The sequence below is a fragment of the Spirochaetae bacterium HGW-Spirochaetae-1 genome, assembly GCA_002839375.1.
Classification (GTDB): Bacteria; Spirochaetota; UBA4802; order UBA4802; family UBA5550; genus PGXY01.
The window spans coordinates 316,555-335,543 of sequence record PGXY01000004.1; the positions used below are offsets into that span (position 1 = coordinate 316,555).

Sequence of the window (18,989 nt, forward strand, 5' to 3'; positions counted from 1 at the left end):
TCATGCCCTTTTCAGTACTGTTTTGTTGGAAAGGCCGATCGCTGAAATTGTATAGCCGCGGCCCTTCAATTGACGGAAATATCAAACATATGAGGAAGAATGCCATGCTGGATTTAATACTGTATATACTGTTCGGGTCCAAATTTGAGAGAGAGATGAAGAGAATACGACCCATCGTCAATAGAATCAATTCCCTTGAAGCGGAAATGAAAAAATTGTCTTCCGATGAAATGAAAGCCAAAACCGGGGAATTCCGGGACAGGCTGAAAGGCGGAGCTAGCCTGGAGAGCCTGCTCCCCGAAGCCTTCGCTTTGGTACGTGAGGCTTCGGTGCGAACTCTGGGCATGCGGCCATTTGATGTGCAGCTCATCGGGGGAATCGTTCTGCACGAAGGCCGTATCGCCGAGATGAAGACCGGTGAGGGCAAAACACTGGTGGCTGTCATGCCGGCCTACCTGCATGCCCTGACGGACGAGGGCGTTCATATCATCACGGTAAATGACTATCTTGCCCGCCGGGATGCGCAATGGGTGGGGAGGATATACACGTTTCTCGGCCTCTCGGTCGGCGTCATCCAGCAGGATATGGATGTCCGCCAGCGGCAGATTGCCTATAACTGTGATGTCGTATATGGCATGAACAGCGAGTTCGGCTTTGATTATCTGCGCGACAACATGGCGGTATCGAGGGCATACCGCGTGCAGCGCGGCCATGTGTATGCGATCGTCGATGAAGTTGATTCAATTCTCATAGACGAGGCCCGGACTCCCCTCATAATTTCCGGACAGGCCCCTGATTCTCAGAAGAACTATATCCTGGCCGACGGCATTGTTTCCAGGCTGAAGCCGGGAGCGGATTACGAAATCAGGGAAAAAGAGCATACTGCACTGTTCACTGAAGAGGGTGTCAGGCGCGCCGAAGGTATGCTGCATGTTGATAATTTATATGACGTCGATAACTTAGGGCTTGTTCATTGCATCGGCCAGGCACTCAAAGCACATGGCCTCTTTAAGCGTGACGTAGATTATATTGTCGAAGGGGGCCAGGTTCTCATAGTAGACGAATTCACGGGGCGCGTTATGGCAGGACGCCGTTATTCCGACGGACTCCACGAGGCGCTGGAAGCCAAGGAGGGCGTAAAAATAGCCCGTGAGACCATGACGCATGCCACGATAAGTTTTCAGAACTATTTCCGAATGTACAAGAGACTTGCCGGCATGTCGGGCACGGCGGATTCTGAAGCCTTCGAGTTCAGAATAATTTATAATCTTGATGTGGTCGTTATACCGACAAATGAGCCCATGATACGGAAGGACCATACGGACCAGGTATTCATGACCGAGGCTGAAAAATTCGAAGCAGTGGCCCGTGAAATCGGAGATATGGCTAACAAGGGACGGCCTGTACTGACAGGAACGGTCTCCGTGGAGAAATCGGAAAAACTCTCACGAATCCTGAAAAGCAGGGGCATCCGTCACAATGTCCTTAACGCAAAGAATCATGAAAGAGAAGCGGCTGTCATAGCTGAAGCAGGGAGACCCGGGGCAGTTACTATCGCCACCAACATGGCGGGCAGGGGGACGGACATCGTTCTGGGAGGAAGCAGGACGTATATCGATGAACTGGAGGCGTATGAACCGGTTATTGATAAGGCCGCCTGGGATGATTTCCGGGGACTGGTTTTAAAGGATGACTTAGACGCGGCAGTGGCTGTCTATGACAGGATGCCCGGCGAGGAACGGCAGAAAGCCGAAGAGATCATTAAGAAGGCCTATGAATGGGACGGGAATCACCGCGCGGTTGTCGAGGCCGGCGGGCTTCACATCATAGGCACTGAACGCCATGAAGCAGGCCGTGTGGACAACCAGCTGCGGGGCCGGTCCGGCCGTCAGGGGGACCCAGGTTCATCACGCTTTTTTATTTCCCTGGATGACAGCATTGTGCGGATATATGGAGCGAAGGATCTGCCGCATGTGTTGAAGGGAATAACGGCGGTGAAGGGAGAATCGATATGGAGCAGTGATGTTTACCGGTTGATTGAAAAGGCTCAGAAAGGCGTGGAAAAAAGAAATTTTGAGATACGGAAGCATCTGCTTGATTATGATGAAATAATGAATACGCAGCGGCTCTATATCTATGGTCTCCGCGACAGAATCATTGACGGGAATGATATTTCCGGCGATGTTATGCGTCAAATAAAGGATCTCTGCAGAAGAGAATTTGAGCCGTATCTTGATAATAAACATAATAACCATGTCGTATATGAGGAAATAGATCGCTGGCTCAGGTCCATGCTCGGTCTGGATATGGCGGCATTATCCATTCTTCCCGATAGTCTCACCATGGAGGAACTATCGGGCATAATTGAAGAAAGGATCATAAGGCAGTATGCAGAAAAGAAGGAGGCGCTGGGCGCCGGCGTACTGAGCCGTGTTGAGGGAATGATAACCCTGCGGACCATTGACGCTTTATGGGTAGAGCACCTGCTGGCTATGGATGAGCTACGGGAGGGAATCTGGACCGCAGGGTACAGCGAGCGCGATCCCCTGGTAGAATACAGGATACAGGGATCACTGCTTTTTGACCAGGTTATGCGGAATATTGAACAGGGAGTCGTTCAATTTATACTCAGGATGCCCGCGGAAGCAATGGCGGAAATGGCCCGGCAGGATACCGGTGACGGGACGGGCGATGTGGAATTCACAGGTAAGGAGTATGCGTCGGATAACAAGAAGATGAAATATTCCGAGGGCAGTTATGCCGGTGATAAAGAGCCGGGGAAGGGGAATAGTGGCAACAAGGTCCGTATTACCACGGGAGGCGTTGAGCGGAAAAGCTCCCGGCGGGCGAAACGGCGGTGAGAGACAATACCGACGGACCGGGGATATGTATGTGTGTACACTTCCCCGGCACCGGGGGGAAACAATGAGTACGGAAATATGCGGTCGATAACGAAAAAATGGTGTCGCATAACAAGAGTTAATTTCTGGAATGCATGAGTCTCAGAAGTTTATTTTCAAGGATTTTTTTATCGATGGGTTTTGAAATATAGTCGTCGCACCCATTGAGTATGAACCGCTCCTCGTCTCCCTTCATGGCATAGGCTGTCTGGGCTATAACGTGAATTCCCTTCATGGCCTCATTCCGCCGTATCCGCACAAGGGCTTCCTCGCCGCCCATGACCGGCATCTGCATGTCAAGCAGCAGGACATCATAGTCTTTGTCGGCGAGCATCTCCAGGGCTATTTTTCCGTTCCCGGCCATGTCGCACCGGAATCCCAGCTTCTCGATCATCATTCGCAGTACGCGCTGATTGATTTCATTGTCTTCGGCTACGAGTATTTTCAGGTCATATATGGTTTCTGTTTTCGTTGAAGACGATTCTGGCGGCGGGACGGGCAAGGTGTCCCGGGTTTCCGAGCCGGGCATCCCGGGACGGCTTTCATCGTACTCCTCGACTGCTTCTGGCATGGGAATGGTGACGGAAAAAACTGATCCACTGCCCGGTACGCTTTCAACGGTGATGGAGCCTCCCATGAGCTGTATGAGCTGACGTGAAATGGCCAGCCCCAGACCTGTTCCGCCGAATCCGTTGCTGATGGTATCATGAGCCTGTTTGAAGGCCGTGAATATATCCTCCTGTTTTTCTTTTTCGATACCGATGCCCGTATCTGCGATGGAAAAGGAGACAAGACCGTCAGAGTATTGAACCGTGATAGTGATACTGCCTTTCTCGGTGAATTTAAAGGCATTCCCCAGGATATTGAGAAGCACCTGCTTCAGGGAACGCTCATCACCAAGAACGGAAGAGGGCATCTCTTCAGGAAGCTTGATGAGATATGTCAGGCCTTTTTCGCGAGCCATGGAATTGAACATTTCCTTGATGGATTTGAGCGTGTTAACGATATTGAAAGGCCTGTAGAGCAGATCATGCTTTCCCGCCTCGATTTTCGACAGGTCCAGAATACCGTTTATAAGCTCCAGGAGGATATTGCCTGATTTTTTCATGACTTCCAGGATATTGATTTTTGCCCGATCCGTTTCATCCTGGAGAAGTATATCGGTGAAGCCGATAAGGGCATTCATGGGTGTCCGGATCTCGTGACTCATGTTGGCGAGAAAGTGGCTCTTGGCCCGGTTTGCCTTTTCTGCCTCCAGCTTTGCCTCCAGGAGTTGCCGCTCAAATTTTTTATTATCGGTCATGTCGGTCATGAGACCCACAACGCACTGCGGTTCTCCCTGCTTGTCGCGCAGCAATACCGTTGTGCACAGGGTGGGCACCACGGTTCCTTCCTTGTTTATGAAGGAAAGCTCGCCGCGCCAGTACCCCGTTTCCAGTATTTCCTCAAAGGCCTTCTCCCGCTTTGATAATTCATCGGGGGGATAGTTATCGTGGAAATCCTTGCTGAGAAGCTCCTCTTTTGTATATCCTCTGAGTTGTTCATAGCTGCGGTTGACGAAAATATACTTCCCGTTGATATCCTGGACCGCCACGGATTCCCTGGTCTCCTCAATAATTGCGGCATAGAGGTTCAGCCTTTCCAGGGTCAGCCGGGCATTATCAACCAGGATGTCCATACTCTGAATGAGCTCGATGAGCTCCTTCTGCGTCATTTCTTCATATTTCATTTGAAAAATATAATATCATGGTACTTTTTCTTTTGCAAGCAGATAAGGCCGGTTTTTAGGTGGGTTTCAGATACATTAACTCACCGTATCGCTGGCTCCCGGGCCTGGAGTAAAATGGACTTATATATAAAAACGGGGTATATTCAGGTTGAAACAGCTAATTATTTCCTGTATTCTGAAAAATAGTTGATAAAAATAATATATACTACTAAATAGACCAAAATGGTAGTATATAAAAGGAGGCATTTATGAAAATTGCTGATAGTATTGTGGATTTAATTGGTAATACACCTCTGGTAAAAATAAACGCTCTCAATAACGGCGGATACGCACGGGTAGCGGCCAAGCTGGAATGGTTCAATCCCCTATCAAGTGTCAAGGACCGCATCGGCTTTGCCATGATTGATGCCGCTGAAAAAAAAGGCATTTTGACGAAAGAATCAGTCATCATTGAACCCACAAGCGGGAATACGGGCATAGCCCTGGCCTTTGTAGCGGCAGCCAAAGGCTATCGCCTCATACTGACCATGCCTGAGACCATGAGCGTGGAACGCCGGAAGCTCCTGAAAGCGCTGGGTGCTGAAGTGGTTCTCACCGATGGATCGAAGGGAATGAAGGGGGCGATCGCGAAAGCGGAAGAGCTGGTAAAGGAATTACCGAAGGCATATATGCCGCAGCAGTTTAATAATCGGGCAAACCCGGAGATTCACCGGCAAACCACCGCAGAAGAGATATGGAACGACACCGATGGACAAATTGATATTATTGTGGGCGGCGTCGGAACGGGCGGCACGCTTACCGGTATAGGAGAGGTGATAAAACAGCGGAAGTCTTCCTGCAGGGTTGTGGCGATCGAACCGGAAGGCTCCCCTGTCCTGTCGGGCGGGCAGCCGGGTCCTCATAAGATCCAGGGTATCGGTGCGGGATTTGTACCCGAAGTGCTGAACACGGCAATCATAGATGAAATAATACGGGTGCGAGAAACTGACGCCGGAATTGTGGCTCGCCGCCTCGCTAAAGAGGAAGGGCTCCTCGTGGGCATATCCTCCGGTGCGGCCATCTGGGCCGCGCTTCAGCTGTCCCTGCGTGAGGAGAATAGAGGAAAGCTTATAGTAGCTATCAGTCCCAGTTCCGGAGAACGGTATCTCAGTACCTGGCTCTTCGATGAACCGGATGCGGAATGACCGATTTTCTGTGGTCGGGTTACAGAAATTATCATGCGAGGAGATTGTATCATGTCCGAAAGAAAATATCGTTTTGAAACCCTGGCTCTTCACGCGGGGCAGGTTCCTGACCCGACTACGCTGTCCAGGGGCGTTCCGGTGTACCGGACAAGCTCCTATGTGTTCAAAAACACGGAACACGCCGCGAATCTTTTTGCCTTGAAGGAACTGGGAAACATCTACTCAAGGCTCACGAATCCCACCAATGCCGTATTGGAGGATCGTGTGACGGCACTCGAAAGCGGTGCCGCATCGGTGGCACTGGCTTCGGGCACGAGCGCCATTCATTACGCCGTCATCAATCTTACCGGCCAGGGCGATGAGATCGTGGCAGCGAACAATCTCTACGGCGGCACCTACACCATGTTTGATGCTATTTTTCCGCAGTTCGGCATAACCACGAAGTTCGTTGACCCCAGGGACCCGAAAAATTTCGAGAAGGCAATCACGGCAAAGACGAAGCTGATATTCATTGAAACAATCGGCAACCCGGCCCTTGATTTTACCGACGTAAAGGCCGTGGCTGATATCGCCCATGCCCATGGTCTCCCTCTCGTTGTGGACGCCACATTTACGACGCCGTATCTGTTGCGGACCATTGAGCACGGCGCCGATATCGTTATTAATTCCCTGACAAAATGGATCGGCGGGCACGGGTCGGCCATCGGCGGTATTGTGACCGATTCGGGGAAGTTCAACTGGAAAAGCGACAAGTTCCCGCTCTTCAACGAACCGGACACCAATTATCACGGCCTGAGATGGGCCCATGATCTTCCTGAACCGCTGGCATCCATTGCCTATGCACTTCGCCTGCGCACGGTCCCCCTGCGGAACCTGGGAGCGGCCATTTCCCCTGACAATGCCTGGATTTTCATCCAGGGCGTGGAGACTCTGCCGATCCGTATGCAGCGGCACAGCGAAAACGCCTTGAAAGTAGCGGAATTTCTGAACAATGACAAACGGGTCGAATGGGTGCGATACCCGGGCCTTCCCGGCGATCCCTCCCATGATACGGCAAAAAAATATCTGAAACAGGGTTTCGGCGGCATGGTGGTCTTCGGTATCAGGGGGGGATATGACGCAGCAGTGAAGCTCATTGACGGGATAGATCTCTTTTCGCATCTCGCCAATGTCGGCGACGCCAAAAGTCTCATTCTCCATCCCGCTTCCACGTCACATTCGCAGATGAGTGATGCGCAGCAGAGGGAAGGAGGACTGACCCCGGAACTCATCAGGCTCTCCATAGGCCTGGAGCACTCCGATGACATTATCGAAGCCCTGGACAGGGCGCTGTAGGGATTGCGGGAGGAACCCTTTCCCGGCGATGCGGCAGTACCGGCATCGTCACCGGTTCCATATATATCAGGAGATTGGCGATGAAACTCTCAACGAGAAGCAGGTACGGCGTACGGATGATGCATGAACTGGCCCTTCACTATGAAGGGGAGCCGGTGATACTGAAGGATATAGCGGCACGGCAGGATATTTCCGAGAAATACCTTTCAAAGCTGGTCATTCCCCTGAAAGGGGCCAGCCTGGTGAATTCCGCCAGGGGAGCCCACGGAGGGTATACGCTGTCGCGCCATCCCTCAAAGATCACCCTCCTGGAGATCGTAAAGATTCTTGAAGGAGGTATCACCCCCGTGGAATGTGTAAAAAATGAAAAGCTATGCGGAAGGTCCGGCTCATGTACGACGCGGGATGTCTGGTGCAGGCTTGACCGGTCAATATCGGGCTTTCTTGCGAGCGTCACCCTGGAGGACCTGGTTCAGGGAAGGGACTCCGGAACTTCGGCCTACTGTATTTAGGATGAGTTCACAGGAAGAGCGCGAAGGCCGCGAAGAGGAAACCCCGGTAACGTTAATCTTGCAACATGGAAATCGAAAAAAGACATGCCTGTAAGGACTTTTAAATTCAAAATCACCCCTTTCCAGAACAGGAACTAAAAATAGTATTGAAAATTCCCCAATTTCTTTGTTATACTCTATTCATCTTCAGTATTGAGGTATCATTCCGTTTCGCTTTTACGTAAAAGTGATAAACAGTTTTTCCGGAAAGAGGGGTGAAAATGGACACGAGTTTGAAAGTTCTCATGGTGGATGCCGCATCGGGATATTACCGCGTGAACCGGTACCGTGTGGGTGATTTCTTCGGTCCCGTAGATCTGGGCCTGCATCTTTCGGCAAAACATAACAGTCTGAATATAGGTGCCGGGCTTCTGGCCGGGTCCATTTTTCCCGGAACAAATCGTCTTATTTTTACGGGATTTTCCCCCTGCTGGGGGGGCTTTTTTATTTCATCCATGGGGGGCGCAGCCCTGGTCTTTGACAACCTGGGAATAAACCTTCTTTCCCTGACTGGAAGGGCGCCCGTGCCTTCGGTGATGTACCTGAACCGGCTCCACGGTGAGGAGGTGGAACTGGAACTTCGCCCCGTGGACCCTGCAGCGGTGTGGGGCCAGGGAAGGGGCGGCATCTATGCCATGATGGACCATGCCTACGGGCTCTTCGGCAACCGGTACGCCACAGACCCCCGCATTCTGGCCGTTGGTCCGGCTGCCCTGGCAACGGATTTCGGCGCCATCGCCTCGGTGCCTATCACAAAGGGTGAAATCAGCTGCGTGGACACCTGGGCGGGCCGCGGCGGATTCGGTACAAAAATGCTTCGGGAGCACAATATCGCCGCCATCATCTACGGCGGTACTGTCGTGGACGAAGACTTCCGCGACCGGAAGGTGGCTGACCAGTGGTTTGTGGACAAGTACGAGAAGCGCATCGCGGCCAAGGACATCGAGGCCACGGCGAAATACCGCTTCGTGGAAAAACTCGAAACGGGCGGCACCTTCGGCGTGAACTACGCCACGCTTGCCGGGGCCATGATCTCTTTCAATTACCGCAGCATATATATGAGCGAGGAGGAGCGTCTCCGTATCCATAAAGAGTTCGTCCTGGACCACTACCTGAAGCAGTTCAACGAAGAGACCATCAAAACGAAACAGCAGAAGACCTGCGGCGAGCCCTGCGGTGCCGTGTGCAAGAAGATGAACCATGAATTCAAAAAGGACTACGAGCCCTACCAGACCATGGGCCCCCTGTCGGGGATATTCGATCAGCGGGCCGCCGAGAAGCTGAACCATCACGCCGACCTGCTGGGATTCGACGGCATTTCAGCGGGAGGCGTTGTTGCCTGGCTCATGGAATGCCTGCATGAAAAATATATTATTCCCGAAGACCTGGGAATTACCGGCGTGCCGCGCTTTTCTCCCGAAGGCTTCGATGTGGTTGGGGACTCCATGCACAACGCTGAAATCGGCGTGGCTATCCTCGATGCCATTGTTGAAAGGAAAGGGGTCCTGGACTTCAGTGAAGGCGCGCGGAAATTCGCACGCAGACTTTCCCGGGAACGGGGCGGGGCGGTCATGGACTGTTTTGTGTATAATGCCTACGCAAGAACAGGGTGGATGGTGCCAAACCAGTACTGGACCCCGGGAGCCCTGTCGCCCATGGCCATCATGGGGAAATATTACATGCATTACGGCAGCGAGTTTGTGCCGCCCCGGGAGCTGGGCCGGAAGAACGCCGACCGGTTTAAGAAGGAGCTCGTCATGGACAACCTGGGCCTGTGCCGCTTCCACCGGGGCTGGGGCGAGGAGATGCTTCCCGAAATCATGGAATCCCTCTACGGCATGAAGGATGAGTATCTCTCCAGTATCTCCTTTACCGCTGCGCGGATCAACAGCAGGAATTCATCAATTTACTGGGAGTCGAAACGCAATGTGGATTTTATCCACCGGTTCCTGAAAAGGAAACGCGATGTGGAAGGGAATAAAGATCCGGTACTGCAGACCTGGATTGAGTTCTTTGACCGCGACCCCGGCGAGGCCGCGCTTTCCTTCTGGTACGAGGTGCACAAGGGGATTACGGAGTCATTAAGGGAGTTCCGGTGAGGGGATCACCTTTTAAAATATCCTGCTTGTAGCACCAGGCACATTGTAAGCGCTATTTACAATTTGCGCGGCTCCACTGTTTTATTGTTCGGGATAAATAATTGACATCTTATTCAGGGTATGCCAATTTTCTTGTTCCATGACAAGGGGGATGCCCGCGGTTGCACCCAGGGATTAAAGGTGAGAAGTAAATCAAACAAATGTGGATACTATATTACTAGTTGCATCTGTTGGACGTACTCCTGAATTTAGCAAAATCAACTTTTAACTTAAACCTGATAAAACTATTATCAGGCAAAGTAAATATTATGAATAATATTTTAGAGCCATTTTTTACATTATGAAGCATAAAGATATATGAGAAAATTTATATTATCAGAGAATCAGCTCCGTGTATTCCGGTTTATCATGATTCCCCTTGTTGTTATATTCATCGGGCTTTTTTTCTATGCAGAATATGAAGGAGAGAAAGAGGCACAAAAAATAATCGATGATTTCTTTCATTCAATTAGGAATATAAAAGCTGGAGATGTCCAAAAGATTTCGTTAATGAGCAGCGATGGAATAAACAAATGTGAAATAACAATTATTAATCGAAAGGTTATTCAAGACTTCATCGAAAATATAACTCAAAGGACTGTAATAAGAGAAGATCATGCTGCTAGATTCTCATATAAGGTTGATTTAACATTAACATTTAAAGACAATTACCTGAGTTTTATGTTAAATAGTTCTCCAGTAAATAAGCTGACAACTGGTGCCAATGATACTGTAGAAATTGCTTCATTTAAAAATGGTAATTTTACTATTGAGGACTATTTTGGTATTGATAATTATTATAAGTTTAATAAAACAATATCTGAGATTTTTATGAAATATGGTGGTGATTTATCTGGTAATATCAGAAACGACTCCCTCTTACCCTTCATAGAAAAATACATCAAGGAACCCATGCGCAACAAGACCATCAAAGATGAAAACGGCGTCAGCATCCGTTGCGTGGAGCTGGAATAATATCATATATATCATGGAGTCTTACATACGCAAAAACGGGAAAAAATTTTATTTCGAAAGATAAATAAATTTATTCGGCCAATCTTTTTTCAAATTCCAGGGCTGTTACTATTTTTATATTGTGATATGGATTCAGGACAAGAAGGTCTTTATCCCCGGTAATAAGATAGTCAGCATTAGCTGAAACAGCAAGTTCAAGCAGGAAGTTATCTTTTTCATCCCTGCAGTCTTTGATAGCGCAGTCTGGTTTAATAATCTTAATTTTTTCACCCAGTAATGAAATCAGCTCATAGAATTTAATGGCAGGTATTATTTTTTGTATGCGGGGATACTCGAGGACTTTAATAATTTCTTCAAATAATTCTTCGGAGAAAATTAACCGGATATTTCCATTTACTAACATTTTTTGCAGTGTGGCCAGGTTCCTGCCAACGAGCATGCTTATCCAGAGGTTGGTATCAACGACGACTTTTATTACGTTCTGATCTGACATTTTCAACTATCGCAGTAATCTCTTCGTCGGAAATTTCGTCCGATCTGAATTCTTTAAAAAGATTTTCAATACGATATTGGATAATTTCATCTTTTATTGTATCGTACAGCTTTAGCTTTTCATTAAAGGGCATGGCAGCTGCCGCATCAATAATCTGTTTTGTGTCTATATTCATTTTTATCTGCATCTTTATTTTTCCTCACGGGACTCATTATAGTAATAATATATAAAAAAGTACGGTCAAGTTATAATTTTTTTTTGATTGTTTTTATTTTAATCGAGACTCTGGCAAAGATATACCGTTCTCCGTAAAAACTGGACATGTAATAAGCAATATTTTAAGAGGGATTACATGGAACAGAAAAATCAAAGATGGACCGAAGGCCGAAAGGCATACCCGTTACTGAAAATGCACCCGGTCCCGGCCCATCTCTTTGGCGCGATACATGGCCGCATCGGCCCTTTTTAGCGAATCGTGGGCATTATCATCGTTTTCCATGAGGGACGTGAGCCCTATACTGACCGTGAAATCCGCTGTGATGTTGTCCAGGGATACGCGCGTTGTGGAAATCTCGTTTCTGAGGCGCTGGGCCACATCCAGGGCTCTGTCCCGGTCGGTGTCGATGAGAACCACGGCGAATTCCTCGCCACCCATACGTCCCAGAATATCACTTTCCCGCAAAACCTGGCGGGTTTTTTCCACCAGGCTCCGCAGTACCATATCGCCGAAGAAGTGCCCGTGGGCATCATTAATGCTCTTGAAGTGGTCCACGTCCATCATGAGGAATGACAGGGGATAGCTGTAACGCCGTGACCTGCTGATCTCGTATTCAGCTTTTTCGAAGAAGCTTCGGCGGTTGTCGATACTGGTTAGGGGGTCCGTGGCAGCCAGGTACTTCAGCCTGTTCTCATGGCTCTTACGCTGGGTTATATCGCGCACCAGGGACTGTATGTATTTTTTACCTCCCAGGTCGAGTACGCTGAGCATGATCTCGGCGGGGAATATATCACCATCTCGTCTTCGGTGCGTCCATTCGAAGAGATGACTTCCCCTGTCCATGGCTTTTTGTATGTGTTCACGCGACAGCTTGACGGAATTTTCACCGCCGGGCTGTTCAGGAGGAGAAAAGTCATAGGGGTGATGATTGATAAACTGTTCCCGGCTGTCGCACCGGAACATGGTCAGCGTTGCCTCGTTGCAGTCCACGAAAGAGTCATTTTCAAGAATCATTACTGCGTCACGTGTCGATTCAAAGAGGAGACGGTGTTTCATCTCAGATTCCCGCAGTGCGCGTTCCGTCATTTTCTGAGGGGTGATGTCGATGGTGAATCCCGCCAGGAGTGGCGGATGGTCTTTACGGATGATGGGGAACTTTGTCGTTGAATAATAGCGCCCATCAAGCTCCTCCACCACTTCCAGGGGTTTTCCTTCCTGCAGGATCCTCTCATCATCGGCCACCATGCCTTTTGCCAGGTCCGAAGGGAAGAGGTCGAACATGGTTTTTCCCAGCAGTTCTTCTATGGGCCGGCCGATCATTGTTTCATAGTTTTTACTCAGTTTAAGGGAACGGATATGGTCGTCTTTAAAAAATACATAGCTGGGGCTGTGTTCCAGAAAGAGGTCGAGCAGATCCCGGTCGGTTTCCAGTTCATTGAGCCGGTCTTTCTGCCTGTTATGTTGCGAAAGGGCTGAACGGATTGCCATGGGAAGAAGAGTAGCGATATGGGATTCCGGTATGTATCCGCAGGAGATCAGGGATTCCGATTTCTGCAGCAGTTCCGGGCCGGTATTATCGCCGACAATAAACAGCAGGGGAAGGTCATGGTCCATGAGAAATGCGGCCAGGGTCTGAATATCGTCGGGAATGCATTTTCGGGAAAGATTCACGATGATGATCTTGTCGGTATTTCCGGTAATGAGCTCCCTGAATGATTCAGTATTATACACCGGTGATATGCTGAATCCCTGCTCCCTCATGAAGGAGAGGGCTTTTCCTTCATCGGTTGCTCGTGGGTCAAAAAAGAGAATTTCGGTTTTATCCATTGATTAAATTTGCTCCGTATTGCAGCACTATATATACAGTAAAAATAAACGTACAGTTATTTTCAAATATTTTATTTTTGCTTTTCCAATATTTATCAGACCATGGAGAGAATTTTCCCCTCTGCGTCGCCTATGATACGGCTCTGACCCCAGGAAGTATCCCCGGGAATTGACTATGATGTGGTGAATACCGCAGCCGGAACCGGATCTGGCTGCATGGAGGGTCAGAGCCTCCCCGGAAAAGATCCGGCCCAGGCGTTTACCTACGGCAGTATAGTAATCCAGAATACCCATCTCTTCAGGCGGGCTTTCCAGGAAAAGCTGGTTCTCGTTGTTCAGGTCGCCCGTGGTCTGGAGAAAATAGAACTTCATGGAAATATCCTGCCATAAATAAAAGATAATTACAAATAAAAAATGATTGTCAGGTGATTGTTGCGGCGCTATGACATCTGTATGGTTGTTGAAAATTAGAATGGCAATTATATAAAAGAGGGACATGGTTGAAGTAACGGAGCTTACCAAGTTTTTTGTCACACGGAAAAAGGGGTTCTTTGAAAAACCCGGCACTATCCGGGCCGTGGACAACATCAGCTTTTCCATCAGGCGCGGCGAGACCCTGGGCATGGTGGGCGAGAGCGGCAGCGGCAAGACTACGGCGGTGCGTTCCCTCCTGCGACTTATCGAGCCCGATGCCGGAACCGTCATCATCAATGGTGTAAGGGTCGATTCCCTGGCCGGGAAGGACCTGCGGGAATTCCGTAAGAATGTACAGATCGTGTTCCAGGACCCCTACAGCGCCCTGGACCCGCGCATGACCGTGGGTAAAATTATTTCCGAGCCGTTGCGCATTCACACCGATATGAACAGGACCCTGATACAGGAGCGCCTGGAGGAACTGATCGACCTGGTGGGTCTCACACCGGACCACATAGACCGGTATCCCCATGAATTCAGCGGAGGGCAGCGCCAACGTATCGGCATCGCCCGGGCCATTGCCCTGAACCCCTCCTTCATCATTCTCGATGAACCGGTCTCGGCGCTGGACGTTTCCATACAGGGACAGATTCTTAACCTGCTGAACGACATACAGGAAAAGATGGGCCTGACCTATCTTTTCGTGGCCCACAACCTGGCCGTGGTGGAGCATATGAGCGATACCATCGTGGTCATGTACCTGGGGAAAATCGTCGAGGAGAGCCCCAGGGCCGATCTCTTTGCAAATCCGCTTCATCCCTATACGCGGAGCCTCCTCAAATCCGTTCCCGAGATGAAGGCCCGCAAACACGGTTTTTCCGTTCTGAAGGGTGAGATACCCTCGCCGGAAAATCCTCCGCAGGGCTGTCATTTTCATCCCCGGTGCCCCCAGGCTATGGATATATGCAGGGACGTCTATCCCGACATGAAAAAGACGGGCAATGCTCGCGCCGCCTGTCATCTCTATTGATGGGGCCGGTCACAATCATATGAAGGAACGGGAAACCATTCGCCGCCGAATTCGTTTAATCATCGCCTGTACTTTTATTACTGCCATGACCGTTTCGTGCCACCGCAGCGCTTTCGACCTGAGCGGCTTCATCTATCCCGGCAACGACAGCACCATGGTACCCCGCATTGGTGCCGGTGAAATGATATCCGTTCCTTCGGGGGAGCGCCTGTCGCGGGGATATTTTTCACCCCGGGGTCAGCGTCTTGTCGTGTTTTTCCACGGCAACGGTGAATCGATGTACCACATGGAAATAACGGGGAAAAAATTTTACGAGGCCGGTTACGGTATTCTCTTGGCGGAATATCCCGGTTACGGTGTTTCGGCGCAGTACGAGGCGAACGAAAAAAATATTTATGAAGACGGCGATGCCCTTATTCGTCATGTTCAGTCCTCACATTCAATTTCACCGCGGGATACGGTGCTGTTCGGATATTCCCTGGGGACCGGCGTGGCCGTCGAGATGGCCTCACGGGGACTGGGTTCGAAGATGATACTCATCGCGCCCTACACGGCAACCTATGATGTGGCCGCCCATTACTTCATTCCCGGACTGCCCCGCATGCTTATAAATGACATCTATGAAACAAAAAACAAAGCGCCATCCATTACCATGCCGGTGCTGATCATACACGGGAAGCGCGATAAAACAATACCCTTCAGAATGAGCGAGGAGCTGACGCCCCTTTTCAGGGACGCCGTGATGATTCCCGTTGAGGACGCGGGCCACGAGGTCATCGTGCGTGTTACCGATGGGGAACTGTGGAAGGCTGTCTCGGATTTTCTTGCCCGCTGATCACCTGCTGCATTTTCCGATAATGATCACAACGGGCATTATAGAAACTAGTTTCTAAAAGTAATACCGGGCTCCGATGCCGCCGTCGATGTCAAATTCCGTGGCCGGATAGAGGGATATCCCCGGGGCAAGCTCGGCAAAAAGCTCCACCCGGGGGATGACAAAGAACTGGAGACCCACGGGAATGCGGATGCCGAAACCGGCCGTTGTATCATCATGATGGTTATTGTCGTCCCTGCTGTGCTTATCCATGATGCGCAGTTTCAATCCGGCGCCGATGAACCAGTTAACGGGCTGGGCAAGGGTGGCGTTGTAGATCCAGTAATCGCAATGCAGGTGGAAATGGTTGTTGACTGACCAGGCAATGCCCACCACGGGGAAGTTTTTATATTTCAATGAAATTCCCGTTGGTTCGCCAAGAATGACGCCCAGGCCGAAGTCGGTTTTTCCCTGGGCCCGGAGACCAGAAATTCCCGAAAGAATAAAACCGGCTATCAGCACAGTCAATAAAAGAGTACGTTTTTTCATGTCCATAATGGGTGGTTCCTTTTTAGTTTTTTCCGGCAGTTGTTCCGGGTTGTTGACTGATTGTATATAAAATGGTATTTCAAGTTGAATAGTGTCAATTAAAAAGTTGCCTGATGCCCGTTGTTTTTTATTGCAAATTTTTGGCTGACATGAGCTAAGGTATTCCCGAGGAGAATCATTCGATGGATTTTATATCGGTTTTAGTCATAGCAGTTGCCCTGGCCATGGATGCCTTTTCCGTGTCGGTGTCGGCCGGCATGACAATCGACTGTCCCGGGCCCCGGCATTATTTCCGCATGAGTTTTCATTTCGGCCTGTTCCAGTTCATGATGCCCATCCTCGGGTACCTGGGCGGCAAATATCTTGAAAATTTTATTCGAAATTACGATCACTGGGTGGCTTTTTCACTTCTTTTTCTGATCGGGATAAAAATGATCAAGGAATCCTTCGATAAAAAAGACGAACAACGGGAACCCGGCAGTAATGCCTGCAAGGACCCGTCACGGGGCTGGACGCTTATCGTCCTTGCCGTGGCCACCAGTATTGACGCCCTGGCAGTGGGTCTTACCATCGGTGTCCTGGACAAACCCATTATTCTGCCCAGCATCATAATCGGTATTGTTTGCGCCGGTTTTTCAATTATCGGTATCGCCCTGGGGAACCGGGTCGGCAAATATGTGAGCAGTGGCGGAGAGGTTATCGGCGGCGTTATGCTTATTCTCATCGGGATAAAAATACTGGCTGAGCACCTGCTGTGACCTGTCCATTTAAGTCTGAATAATGATTTTCATTCATTCCTTGTTTTAAATAATAGTAACGGTTATCTTAAAAAAGTGGAACCGGCAGATCATTACCGGGGTCAAATGATTAAAACAACAAACAGGAAAAGGAGAAAATCAATGAATACTGTATGGAACAAAAAAATGCCCTTTGCCTTATTACTGGCGACTGCTCTGGTCTTTACGGCGGGCGGACTATCGGCCCGGGAAGGGAAAAAATGCTGCGGCGCACCTGATGGACCGGGATTCGGTTATCATATGGGCAGTATCCATCATCTGGAATTTATGCAGAAGGAGCTGGGCCTTTCGGACCAGCAACTCAAGGATGTTTTTGATATAACCCAGAAATATCGTCAGAAATATTTTGACAACCGAGGCAATGTGGACAAGACACTGGAGCTCAGGCTAGAGGAAAGAAAGGAAATCAAAAAGGTGCTCTCCGCAGAGCAGCAAAAAAAGTTTGATGATCTGACCATGAGAAAGGGCCGGGGGATGAAGGGCAACATGAAAGACTGTCCGTACCGGAATAAATAGCAGAGAATGACAGGAATGAACGGAGCCGTCATCTGCTTATAACAAATCGGATGACGGTCCCGTGTTTAAAAAGGAGTATCAGCCATGAATAAAGTACTGATTGCATTACCCTTACTGATCGTCATACTCACTGCTCCGGTAATGGCCGGGGAGGGAGAAAGGTTTCAGGGAAGGAATATGCGAAACGGTGAATGTATTGCCGGCCCGGGACCCGATGGGCATATGGGCCCCTACCACGGACTCTGCTACGGTGATCCGAAGTTCCTCCGGGAAGAGCTGAATCTCAGCAGTGAGCAGATCGGGAAAGTGGCGGAAATAAACGACCGGTTCCGGAAGGAAAGGGATGTCTATTACAAGGAGATGAAACCCGGGAAGGAAGAACTGAAAAAACTGCTGCTGGCCGAGAAAATCAATTATGATGAGGTGCGGAAAAAGCTGAAGCAGATATCAGACATTGAAATAGAGTTGAGAATACTTCAGATCAAACACCGTCTTGAGCTGCAGAAAGTACTGACACCGGAGCAGCTGAATAAGCTGAAGAACGAGTACCGGCATATGAAGCATCGGAGGATGCGCAGAAACAATGACTGACCGTGAATTCGCCGACATTGTAGGCCAGACAAAGGCCGTGGTGCTTTCTGCGGTGGGGAAGCACCTGGACAGCAGACATTATCATGCCATTGATGATGTGGTGCAGGAGACCTATCTCCGGGCCTATAAAAATCTGGCAAAGAACGGTTTTCGCCAGGATTCATCTATCGGCACCTGGCTTTACACTATTGCCAGGAACGAATCGATCCGGATGAACATGAGGCTGGGCCGTGAAGAGAAAAAATCCTTAAAAGCTGCCGAAGACATGAAGAATGTTGATGCGGCCGGTAACCTGCCGGATTTTGAAATTGAGCATCTGCATGATACAATCGCCAGGCTTCCGGGAAAATACCGGGAGGTGCTGGAACTGGTGGCCCGGGGCTTTTCCATCGAAGAGATAGCGGGCAAACTGGGTATGCGCCGGGGAACGGTGAAATCCAGGACATCGCGGGGAAAGGAGATGCTGAAAAAAATGATGCAGGAGGTGACACAATGATTTTAAAAAATTACGACGATATGATGCAGAAGGAAATACAGGCCCGCATGGAAAGCAGTGCGTGGGATTTTTCCATTGCCACGGCAGTGATGCGCGAAAAGCGAAAGACCCTCCGGCATTTCACCTATGCAGCCTCATCCCTGGCATTCGCGGCCGTGTTTACCGTGGTATTCATCTTTGGCCTGGGACGGGATGCTGAAAAGCCCGTTTACAGCAACTTTATTTCGCAGCAGGTTGAGAAGACCCATGCCGGGAGCTTTGAAAAAAATATTCTGCTCGTATCTTCCACTAAAGCCGAACAAGCCGTGATATTTTCCGATGATATGACCAGTCTTATCGATGATGCTCTCATCCTGAGATAGAGTCCCGGGAGCGTTTTTTTCTCCATAGACGCGACACGGTAAAAACCTTGACAGGTCGGCCTTTCGCGTCC

Annotated in this window: 19 protein-coding genes; 13 read left to right on the forward strand and 6 right to left on the reverse strand. The window is 49.6% G+C overall.

The window, feature by feature from the left end; genetic code table 11:
• The first annotated feature begins 104 nt into the window (after positions 1–104).
• Positions 105–2,861 carry a preprotein translocase subunit SecA gene (locus CVV44_09255; GenBank protein PKL39256.1) on the forward strand — a complete coding sequence of 919 codons (2,757 nt, stop codon included), beginning with the start codon at positions 105–107 and terminating at the stop codon, positions 2,859–2,861.
• 118 nt (positions 2,862–2,979) lie between these two features.
• On the opposite strand, the gene CVV44_09260 is transcribed toward CVV44_09255, so the two are convergent.
• Complete coding sequence (locus CVV44_09260; GenBank protein ID PKL39043.1) at positions 2,980–4,629, reverse strand: hypothetical protein; 1,650 nt, start codon at positions 4,627–4,629, stop codon at positions 2,980–2,982.
• Between the two features lie 248 nt (positions 4,630–4,877).
• Here CVV44_09260 and cysK point away from each other — a divergent pair, with 248 nt between their 5' ends.
• From cysK to CVV44_09285, 5 genes are all read left to right on the forward strand, one after another.
• Positions 4,878–5,813 carry a cysteine synthase A gene (cysK, locus tag CVV44_09265; protein ID PKL39044.1) on the forward strand — a complete coding sequence of 312 codons (936 nt, stop codon included), beginning with the start codon at positions 4,878–4,880 and terminating at the stop codon, positions 5,811–5,813.
• 51 nt (positions 5,814–5,864) lie between these two features.
• Positions 5,865–7,148 carry an O-acetylhomoserine aminocarboxypropyltransferase gene (locus CVV44_09270; GenBank protein ID PKL39045.1) on the forward strand — a complete coding sequence of 428 codons (1,284 nt, stop codon included), beginning with the start codon at positions 5,865–5,867 and terminating at the stop codon, positions 7,146–7,148.
• Between the two features lie 80 nt (positions 7,149–7,228).
• Positions 7,229–7,660, forward strand: a complete 432-nt coding sequence (locus tag CVV44_09275) for a hypothetical protein (protein PKL39046.1) — start codon at positions 7,229–7,231, stop codon at positions 7,658–7,660.
• Positions 7,661–7,920: 260 nt separating this feature from the next.
• Positions 7,921–9,798 (forward strand): aldehyde ferredoxin oxidoreductase, encoded by a 1,878-nt coding sequence (locus tag CVV44_09280; GenBank protein PKL39047.1) that lies wholly within the window; start codon positions 7,921–7,923, stop codon positions 9,796–9,798.
• A gap of 408 nt (positions 9,799–10,206) precedes the next feature.
• Positions 10,207–10,812, forward strand: coding sequence for a hypothetical protein (locus CVV44_09285; protein ID PKL39048.1), 606 nt, complete (start codon positions 10,207–10,209; stop codon positions 10,810–10,812).
• Positions 10,813–10,882: 70 nt separating this feature from the next.
• Here CVV44_09285 and CVV44_09290 read toward each other — a convergent pair whose 3' ends face one another.
• From CVV44_09290 to CVV44_09305, 4 genes are all read right to left on the reverse strand, one after another.
• Entirely contained in the window at positions 10,883–11,305 is a 423-nt protein-coding gene (locus CVV44_09290; protein PKL39049.1) for a putative toxin-antitoxin system toxin component, PIN family, read from the reverse strand.
• Positions 11,271–11,492 (reverse strand): hypothetical protein, encoded by a 222-nt coding sequence (locus CVV44_09295; protein ID PKL39050.1) that lies wholly within the window; start codon positions 11,490–11,492, stop codon positions 11,271–11,273. Before CVV44_09295 ends, CVV44_09290 begins: the two co-directional genes overlap by 35 nt.
• 213 nt (positions 11,493–11,705) lie before the next feature.
• Positions 11,706–13,349 carry a hypothetical protein gene (locus CVV44_09300; protein ID PKL39051.1) on the reverse strand — a complete coding sequence of 548 codons (1,644 nt, stop codon included), beginning with the start codon at positions 13,347–13,349 and terminating at the stop codon, positions 11,706–11,708.
• A 27-nt stretch (positions 13,350–13,376) separates the two neighbouring features.
• A complete protein-coding gene (locus CVV44_09305; protein PKL39052.1) occupies positions 13,377–13,721 on the reverse strand; it encodes a hypothetical protein in 345 nt (114 codons plus the stop codon).
• Positions 13,722–13,845: 124 nt separating this feature from the next.
• Between CVV44_09305 and CVV44_09310 the strand changes: the two genes are divergently transcribed.
• Positions 13,846–14,793 (forward strand): hypothetical protein, encoded by a 948-nt coding sequence (locus CVV44_09310; protein PKL39053.1) that lies wholly within the window; start codon positions 13,846–13,848, stop codon positions 14,791–14,793.
• Positions 14,765–15,628: an alpha/beta hydrolase gene (locus tag CVV44_09315; protein PKL39054.1), complete on the forward strand. Its 864-nt coding sequence runs from the start codon at positions 14,765–14,767 to the stop codon at positions 15,626–15,628. Before CVV44_09310 ends, CVV44_09315 begins: the two co-directional genes overlap by 29 nt.
• Positions 15,629–15,682: 54 nt before the next feature.
• On the opposite strand, the gene CVV44_09320 is transcribed toward CVV44_09315, so the two are convergent.
• Positions 15,683–16,162, reverse strand: coding sequence for a hypothetical protein (locus CVV44_09320; GenBank protein ID PKL39055.1), 480 nt, complete (start codon positions 16,160–16,162; stop codon positions 15,683–15,685).
• Between the two features lie 176 nt (positions 16,163–16,338).
• Here CVV44_09320 and CVV44_09325 point away from each other — a divergent pair, with 176 nt between their 5' ends.
• The 5 genes from CVV44_09325 to CVV44_09345 all read left to right on the forward strand — a co-directional run bounded on the left by CVV44_09325 (position 16,339) and on the right by CVV44_09345 (position 18,918).
• A complete protein-coding gene (locus CVV44_09325) occupies positions 16,339–16,914 on the forward strand; it encodes a hypothetical protein (protein ID PKL39056.1) in 576 nt (191 codons plus the stop codon).
• Between the two features lie 105 nt (positions 16,915–17,019).
• On the forward strand, positions 17,020–17,469 hold the full coding sequence (locus CVV44_09330; GenBank protein ID PKL39057.1) for a hypothetical protein: 450 nt from the start codon (positions 17,020–17,022) through the stop codon (positions 17,467–17,469).
• Positions 17,470–17,553: 84 nt separating this feature from the next.
• Positions 17,554–18,060, forward strand: a complete 507-nt coding sequence (locus CVV44_09335; GenBank protein ID PKL39058.1) for a hypothetical protein — start codon at positions 17,554–17,556, stop codon at positions 18,058–18,060.
• Complete coding sequence (locus CVV44_09340) at positions 18,053–18,556, forward strand: RNA polymerase subunit sigma-70 (protein ID PKL39059.1); 504 nt, start codon at positions 18,053–18,055, stop codon at positions 18,554–18,556. Before CVV44_09335 ends, CVV44_09340 begins: the two co-directional genes overlap by 8 nt.
• A complete protein-coding gene (locus CVV44_09345; protein ID PKL39060.1) occupies positions 18,553–18,918 on the forward strand; it encodes a hypothetical protein in 366 nt (121 codons plus the stop codon). Before CVV44_09340 ends, CVV44_09345 begins: the two co-directional genes overlap by 4 nt.
• Positions 18,919–18,989: the final 71 nt, after the last annotated feature.